This is a genomic window from Vibrio genomosp. F10 str. ZF-129 (genome assembly GCF_000287055.2).
Taxonomy (GTDB): domain Bacteria; phylum Pseudomonadota; class Gammaproteobacteria; order Enterobacterales; family Vibrionaceae; genus Vibrio.
In genome coordinates this window covers 1-2,375 of record NZ_AJYQ02000026.1, presented here as the reverse complement: position 1 = coordinate 2,375, position 2,375 = coordinate 1, and the positions used below count along the sequence as shown (strand labels likewise).

At 43.3% G+C, this 2,375-nt stretch carries 1 protein-coding gene and 1 tRNA gene; both read right to left on the bottom strand.

The annotated features are described in order from the left end of the window. Positions 1 to 248: 248 nt before the first annotated feature. Positions 249 to 1,871 (bottom strand): methyl-accepting chemotaxis protein, encoded by a 1,623-nt coding sequence (locus A1QO_RS04165; RefSeq protein ID WP_017034469.1) that lies wholly within the window; start codon positions 1,869 to 1,871, stop codon positions 249 to 251. 349 nt (positions 1,872 to 2,220) lie between these two features. After that, positions 2,221 to 2,296 (bottom strand) — tRNA-Asn (locus A1QO_RS04160). Between the last annotated feature and the right edge of the window lie 79 nt (positions 2,297 to 2,375).

The window sequence follows — 2,375 nt, the reverse complement described above, 5'->3', positions numbered from 1 at the left end:
TGCTCTACCGACTGAGCTATCCGGGCAACGAGGTGTATTAAACGGTTTTTCTCTTTTAACGTCAACATTAAATTGCAAAAAAAATATCGTTTGTTGTTTTTCTATACTCAGTGAGGTCTTTTTGCTCATTATTCACCATGAAACGTCTGTATATGGTGATTCTGATGAGGTTTGAACACTCTACCTAGCTTGAATAAGTATAAAAAAAGCACACTAGAAAGCGTGCTTTTTACTATCAAATAATAGAATTACTGCTTAACAGTGAACTTGTTCACCCAGGTTTCTAATTCATTAGAAAGAGAGGCGAGTGTTTGTGTGCTGTCATGACTTTCTGTAACAACGCTACTGAGCTGTGTGCCACTTTCTTCGATCATGTTGATTCTCATCGATATATCGTCCCCAACCTGTGTCTGTTCTGCAGCCGCTGTGGCAATTTGATGGCTCATTGCAGAAATAGACTCAAGTGCCACTACAATTTGCTGTAAGGCTTCTGAGGCATTTTGAGACTCGGTGACGGTACTTTGACTGGTCTCAGCACAGACTTCCATAGTATCAATGGCCTTACGAGAGCCTTCTTGTAGGTTATGAATCATCTGTTGGATTTCTTTGGTACTGTCCTGGGTTCGACCTGCGAGGTTGCGAACTTCATCTGCTACCACCGCAAAACCGCGACCTTGTTCACCTGCACGCGCTGCTTCTATCGCTGCATTTAGCGCGAGCAAGTTAGTTTGCTCGGCAATACCGCCGATAACATCCAGCACTTTTACAATGTTGTTTACATCATTATCTAGGTCAGCCACCGCTTGACTGGCGGTACCTAATTGGGTCGCCAGTCCTTCGATATTATGCACGGTATTGTGGATCAACTGCTGAGTATGTTGGCTTTGTTTATCTGCCTCATCGGTGTTGCTGGCTGTATCTCGTGCAGATTCGGCAACGTTATTGGCAGAGGAAGCCATCTCCGTCATCGCTGTAGCTATCATAGCCGTAGATTGTTGTTGTGTATCCGTTAGGCTGGCGATACTGCCTGCGCGTGACTCTACATGGCTTAATTCACTGCGCAACGCGTGCATTGAGGTGTCAAGGTTATTGACCAGCTCGGCAAGAGAGCGGCTCATATCTTGAACAGCGTAGTAAATACTCCCCTCAGGTGGAGACGTAGCAAACGAAACCTGAATTTCCCCTTTGGCGACAGCTTGTACGGCATCACTTACCTCTTGTGGCTCTCCACCGAGAAGCGCAAGCATCTTTCTAATCGAGACAATCAAAAGAAGTAAAATAGCGGCGCCAATGATGAGACACATCGTAATCTTCAATTGAGCACTAGACCAAAAGCGAGCGTTGGTTTCATTAAAGCCAATCCCTGTTCCTACTACCCAGCTCCAGCGAGGGGTTTTTTGGGCTATTGAGAGTTTATCTTCAATCGAGCCGTCAGCTTGTTTTTGAGTCCAAGTGTATTCGACCATTCGGTTGGAGTTACCGAGAGCATTAAGCAATAACTGCCCAACACTGTTGCCAGAACCATCTTTAAAATCGTGGAAACTGGTGTCGTGTATTTCTGGATCATGAGGAGCAGCAACAAATATCATGTTCTCATCAGCGACATAAACATATTCATTGTCTTTATAAATATTATTTCGCAGCAGTCGTGTCGCAAGCTGCTTGGCTTCTTCTTCTTCGAGTGTGCCATCCGCCGCCATTTTCTCGACTTCGGTTAAAATACTATAAGCACTTTTAAATAATTCAGTCACTCGCGCTTTGTTATCGAGATTACTGGCAACGCGCAGTGTCCATAAGCCGGTCATGGTTATAGCAAGCAGTGCAATCAAGATGATCCCTGAAAGCAAATAAGCCTGTGTTTTTAGTTTCATTAAGCAGTCCCCACACATTACGTGGTTTAAAAGCGATACCGTTGTATCAGCGGATGTATCAATAAAGCATAGTTTAGAAGTATAGCCGAGAAAATATCGTTAGCTTCAAAGTATGATAGAGATTAAATTTCTACCGCAAAAAAAGTCATTTTCAAATGCTTCTATATGTAACTGATTGTATCAAGCTTTCATTAAGGATCAGTTGTTAACTATTAGCCATGAAGTTTTAACAATGGCAGGTAAATGTCTCTTAGGCTCAATAGCAGGGTAGTGAGGGTTTTTATTACGTAAAGGATAGCAGAGCCTAAATGCAAAAAGGCCTCATCAAATGATGAGGCCTTTTTAAAAGTGGCTCCCCTTGCAAGACTTGAACTTGCGACATACGGATTAACAGTCCGCCGTTCTACCAACTGAACTAAAGGGGAATTATTTGTGTAATGTTTTTCAACATTAAGCACCAAATAATGGTGCCTCGAGGCGGAATCGAACCACCGACACGAGGAT